Annotated in this window: 3 protein-coding genes and 2 pseudogenes; 3 read left to right on the forward strand and 2 right to left on the reverse strand. The window is 46.8% G+C overall.

Translation table 11 applies throughout. The annotated features are described in order from the left end of the window. Positions 1 to 445 precede the first annotated feature (445 nt). Complete coding sequence (locus tag AC3Y5R_RS23440; RefSeq protein ID WP_489923322.1) at positions 446 to 2038, reverse strand: cytochrome P450 family protein; 1593 nt, start codon at positions 2036 to 2038, stop codon at positions 446 to 448. A gap of 303 nt (positions 2039 to 2341) precedes the next feature. Here AC3Y5R_RS23440 and AC3Y5R_RS23445 point away from each other — a divergent pair. From AC3Y5R_RS23445 to AC3Y5R_RS23455, 3 genes and pseudogenes are all read left to right on the forward strand, one after another. Further along, positions 2342 to 3035: pseudogene (locus tag AC3Y5R_RS23445) on the forward strand (IS1 family transposase). A 549-nt stretch (positions 3036 to 3584) separates the two neighbouring features. After that, positions 3585 to 4280, forward strand: coding sequence for an IS6 family transposase (locus AC3Y5R_RS23450; protein WP_489923323.1), 696 nt, complete (start codon positions 3585 to 3587; stop codon positions 4278 to 4280). Positions 4281 to 4536: 256 nt separating this feature from the next. Next, a pseudogene (locus tag AC3Y5R_RS23455) lies at positions 4537 to 5450 on the forward strand (IS3 family transposase); the annotation flags it as partial. Positions 5451 to 5703: 253 nt separating this feature from the next. Here the strand turns inward: AC3Y5R_RS23455 and AC3Y5R_RS23460 are convergent. After that, the coding region (locus tag AC3Y5R_RS23460; protein ID WP_489923324.1) for an alpha/beta hydrolase at positions 5704 to 6000 on the reverse strand (297 nt) is incomplete at its 5' end.

Raw genomic sequence — 6000 nt, forward strand, 5'->3', positions numbered from 1 at the left:
AAAAGTGTTTTTTTATGTTTTGTTGAAGATTCGTACATCTTGCGCCGGCCTTAGTTGAATAAATCGAAATTTTGACCAGGGTCAGATCACCACATTCCTCATCTTGTGGCGACATCCCGCGGCAAGATAAAAGTTCAAATCGCCATTGAAGAGCCTACAACAAGGCGCTCATCAGCAACGGTTCACCCACATTCTGGCTATTCACTCGCCCCGCAGTCCCACGCTGCGTTTATGCTGGCGAAATGCCATATCCAGCAAAGGCAGCAGCAGGATACCCCAGAGGGGGTAAGAGGTATAGTAAGAAAAATAGCAAAAAACATTTCATTACATCACTTTTTCGCCTAATTCGACAGAACCAGCATAATATTCATTCAGGCGTCGGATACACTCATGCAAGTAAATAATATACCCAGTAACGGTGTTGCAAAAACGGAGTGACCATAAATCAAGTGGACTTACGAAAGCTGATGTTATCTTCAATGACGGCGTTAGGCCCAATAGGCACCCTGTTGGGATTGTTCAGGTTCAATCCATGGAAGGTAATTTTGTCCTGCCAAACCTTGCGTAAAAAATCTTCGAACACCAGGATAGTTAGCTGCTCACCAGGGCAACGGCGATAACTGAAGCCAAAAGGAGCGAAACCTGCATAATCACAAACCGGTTTGGATTGCCCCTCTATTATGCTAAAGACGGTACCGAATCCACTGTTGGTAATACCCACTTTGCGACCATCTATGACTTCCAGCGTAGTGATATCAAACGGACAGCGTGCAAAGCCGAACTGTTTGTTATTCTCTGCGGTGATATCAGCGCTAGTTGGAACATGGAGGTAACGTTCTGGTTCGAATTGTTGAGGATTTATCCAATGTACTGAGCTGAGACTGGTGCTGGTATGTGGCGTGCTAATATAGCTGTTTCGTTCAAAAGGCAGGCCTAAACGTGCGTGTGGGGAAGCACCATAAGCCGTTGTGCGGGCATCTTGTATGCTGGAGATACTGCCGCTGTTGGGCGAAATGATACGAAACATCTCCATGACAAACAGTTCTAGTGGCGTATATGGTGCCCCATTGGCATTATCGTAATCACCTGACATGTTTTTTTTAAACGCCCTGCGTATTTCCGCATCGCCAGCATCCTCACTCAGACGTGACATGAAGCCAAAAATGGTATTTCCCCATTGGCTGAAAGCAACAAAGTTGTGGAAGCATTCAAAAACAATATCTTTCTTGCTAAAGTGTTGCCCATCTCCGGCGTTTTTCAACCAATACCAGGCCATTGTTTTTTCAGCGTCCGGCGTGCGTCCGGCAGAAATGTCATCAAGGCGCTCATTAATCCAGCTTTTTAGAAAATTCAGATGGTTGCGAACCTTCATATAGTTTTCATAAACGACTGGTAACAGAGGATTACGGTAGGCCAACACGGTGTTGAAAGCTTCACCTATTTCTTTAACCTCTTTAGGAATTTTATCTCCTTTAACGCCAAGGTGCAGATCCCAGTAGATGTCGAAATAATAATCAAGGTAATGCCGCATAAAGGGTTTATTGGCATGTTTGGGATCCATCAACATATCGAAGAAAGAAACGACTTTATCTCTATATACAGGGAGATAGAGATCTGGGGTTACTGCAGAAAAATAAATACGCTTACGCAGATTATCTTTGCCCCGCTTTTCAAGCCCCTGCAGGAAAACAGTGACGCCTTCTTCTGGCGTAGGTTGCCAATCAGTATATATCAACCCCCAAAAGTCATAAGGTAATGCATTTTCTTTGCTGAAATTGAGATCAATCATCGGTAATAAAGGTCGTTCACCTTCATAAAAACTGATAAGAAAGAAAGGAATAACAGCTTTTTCGACATAGTTTGGATCAAAGTAAGCAGGAATAGTGGCCCGGAAGCGTGTCAGGGCATCAGTAAGGTGAGTGGGCATTGAGGGTACAATCTCTTTTTCCTGCCCTGTGGCGGCCATCCTGCCCTGAGCTTTAGCTCCAGCCGCCATTCCGAAAATTGCGGCTCCTTTCAAAAAGGATCGTCTTTTCATGCTATTAACCCTCAACATTGCTATTCTATTTAGAATACGTACGCTCTGTGAAACGAAAAATCACGTTTAGGTGCCCTTAATTCGGGGGAGAGGGGTAAGTAGGCCGTTCAGTTACCCGGCCCTCTTCGGCACCTGACTTGCCATCTTGGCTCCCCACACATATTCAGTTTGTCATTGATCGTTTCGACTAACGAAATAGTCATTCACAAATAGTAGAGTAAAATTCAAGTAGAAGTATACTGTAAGGGGAATGCCTCTAATTAGTTGCATATGATGTATAATATTCGTTTTTAAGGTATTCTCATGGCAAGCGTTAACGTTTATTGTCCCCTTTGCAATTCAGCTCAGGTTTACCGTCATGGTCAGAACCCCTGTGGACATGACCGCTTCCGGTGCCGTGACTGCCACTGTGTGTTCCAGCTCACTTATTCTTATTAGGCACGTAAGCCGGGCGTTAAAGAGCAAATCGTTGAGATGTCCTCCAACGGAGCCGGGGTCCGTGATACCGACAGAACACCGAGGGTGGGTATCAACACCGTCATATGTACCTTAAAAAACTCGCCCCGAACAGGTGACATCCTCGCCGGTCGCCCATGCAGATGTTGCCCTTGTCTGCAAACTGGATGAACAATGGAACTTTGTTGGCAGCAAGGCCCGACAGCACGGGCTCTGGTATACATACAATAAAAAAACAGGCGGAGTTCTGGCTTACGTCTTTGGTACGCGAACCGATGAAACGTGCCGTGAACTGCTTGCGCTGCTCAGCCCTTTTAACACTGGCATGATAACCAGCGACAACTGGGGCAGTTATGCCAGAGAAGTGCCGAAAGATAAGCATCTGACCGGTAAGATGTTTACTCAGCGCATTGAACGTAACAACCAGCCCCTGAGAACCCGAATCAAAAGGCTGGCTCGCAGAACCATCTGCTTCTCGCGCTCGGTCGAGAACCACGAAAAAGTTATCGGTGCCTTTATCGAAAAGTACATGTTCTACTAATCGGAGGCATTACCCCATCAATCATCTTAATACGACAGAACCCAACACTCTCAAAATATCGATGAATTTAATACATCACAAAAAAAACTCGACGTATAGCCAAGTGAAATTAACAATCCAGAAAACTTAACAACAGGACTACAAATATAGTAGTCTATTGTTCGAAATAATGAAAAATTTATACGTCATTTTTATATAATCAAATAAAAACAAGTGCCACTGTATCATGTAAAGACTGTTGGATATCTCAACTTCAACCATATAAAAGTTGAAATGGGTAATATGCGTAATACAAAGAAGATAATTACTTATAAGACAAGAATAACAACCATCTATGAGATATAAAGAAAGAATTTTTTTTTAAAATTTTATGAAGTGAGACGTAATATGTAGACTTTTTTAATGATTGAGGTAGATTCCCATGTTTACCATTCTGTGGTTCTTAATAATCAGAATATCCTTACTTTCGAAAGGGTTCATGGTTAGGAGGGTTCTGTCGCATTAAGGCGTGGTCGGGTAACATACTGTTTTTTTCAATGTTGCCTGACCATGTCTCTGATCCAAAAATCCTTTAAACGCCTGCATTATCCCGTCGATGTTATTGCTCAGTGTGTCCGCTGGTATCTGGCTTATTCCCTGAGCCTGCGCAATCTGGAGGAGATGATGGCTGAACGGGGTATCACCGTCGATCATTCCACGCTTCACCGCTGGGTCATCCGTCTGGTACCACTGCTGGATAAGGCGTTCCGCCGGCATAAACGCACTGTGGGACGCCGGTGGCGAATGGATGAAACTTACATCAAAGTCAGAGGGAAGTGGAAATATCTGTACCGGGCGGTCGATAGCGAAGGCAGGACAATCGACTTTTTGCTGACGGCTAAACGGGATGCCGCCGCAGCCCTGCGTTTATTCCGCAAAGCCATTCGCCACCACGGTGCACCTGGGGTCGTGACTGTAGATAAAAGTGGCGCCAACACCGCGGCTCTGGCCACACTCAATGCCGGTAAATCTGATGAGGAAAGCATTATCATCAGGCAGAGTAAATATCTGAATAACCGGGTGGAACAGGATCACCGAAATATCAAACGACGAATACGTCTGATGCTGGGATTTAAGTCGTTCCGCCGGGCACAGACGACGCTGCTGGCCGGCATTGAGCTGCTCCACATGATACGTAAAGGGCAGTATCAACGGAACTGTCGCATTAACGACAGCAGTTCTTCAAAATTTATGTTGTCTGTGTAGCGGGCGGCACTGTTGAAAATAGCCAATGGTGATAAACTGATAGTTCCCCTTTTGCTGACGGAGCAGCACATGAAACGGTTCTGTCGCTTTAAGAAATGGTCGGGTAACATACTGTTTTTTTTGCAATGTTGCCTGACGCAGCCTTAATGCGACAGAACCACGGGATGTCCCCGGCAGAGCAATTTTATCTGATGGCTGTGTGAAAAACAGGCAATGCACTTTTTGCCAGCCTGCTGCCGTTAATGCGACAGAACCTCTGAAGAAACTGGTGGCCGATCTCAGCCCCGACAAAGCCATGTTGCAGGACGTGCTGGCAAAAAAGAACTGACGCTGGCACGCCTGCGCGAATGGGTCAGGGATTTACAGGCCAGATACGGTGCCAGCGAAAGACAGATCTGTTTTGCGCTACGGCTCAGCCGCAGCTCGTTCAGGTATCGTTCAGTTGCTGCCGATGACAGCGCGCTGCGCCTGCGAATCCGTGAGATCACCGAAACGCGAGTTCACTACGGATATCGCCGGGTACACGTGATGCTCCGGCGTGAGGGCTGGCGCGATAATCACAAACGGATATACCGCCTCTACTGTGAACAGGGTTTGTCGCTGCGCCTCAAACGGCCACGCCGCAACAAAACCGCTCAGCGCAGGCAACCGCAGCCTCAGGGCCTGTATCCGAATCACGTCTGGGGCATGGATTTTGTTTCTGATGCGCTGTTTGACGGGCGCAGATTGCGCCTGCTGACGGTTATCGACCTGTACACCCGCGAGTGCCTGGGGATCTGCGTGGGGCAGAATTTGCGTTCAACAGAAGTGGCAGAAATGCTGAACAGCATAGCGCTCAGGCGTCCTTTACCACAGTTGCTGAAAACTGATAATGGTTCTGAATTTGCAGGTAAAATGCTGGACAGATGGGTGTATGAAAGGGGTATCCGCATTGACTTCTCACGGCCGGGCACACCGACGGATAATGCGACGGTAGAGTCCTTCAACGGCAGGCTTCGGCAGGAATGTCTGAACGAGAACTGGTTAATGTCTCTGGAGGATGCACGGTGCAAAATTGAGGCCTGGCGCATACACTATAACCAGAGTCGTCCCCATTCTGGACTGGGCTGGATGACACCCTCCGAATTCGCCGAAAAATCTGCCGGTTGCCAGAATATGCAGCCAGACTGAAGCCGGTTATTCCTGATTATGAATGGATCACATACGGGGAGCGGGTCATTACGTCATCGGTCATATCCAGGACTGGCCGGTGAACCGGGTCCGTGATCTGCTGCCCTGGAAGGTCGATCTCACTTCTGTCTGAACGTCAAGACGGTCTGGATGTGACGCTTACAATTAAAGCACCCCGTTAATTTATAAGAGTGCTTTTTATTATTAATATTTGATAATTTCAAATGTTATGCAAGGATATATAGTCGCAGGATTATCTATTCTCAGATAAAGCATCCTCCATGAAACGAATCGCGTTGCGTAAAGCCTGATCGGCTTCCGGCAGAGTGCCTGCCAGCAGATGCCAGACATGGAACATGCCTGGCCAGACTTCAAGCGTTGTGCGTACACGTGCTTCCCCTAAATTTGAAGCGAGTTGAATCGCCCCACTTAGCATGACCTCATTCTCACCTATTTGTATTAGCGTCGGTGCAAGTAGACTGGCCCCATAGATCACCAGACACTTCGCCTCTCTTAAAATAAGAGGTAGTCTTAGAACTATGTTTAACAC

Source organism: Erwinia sp. 009765445 (assembly GCF_058137865.1).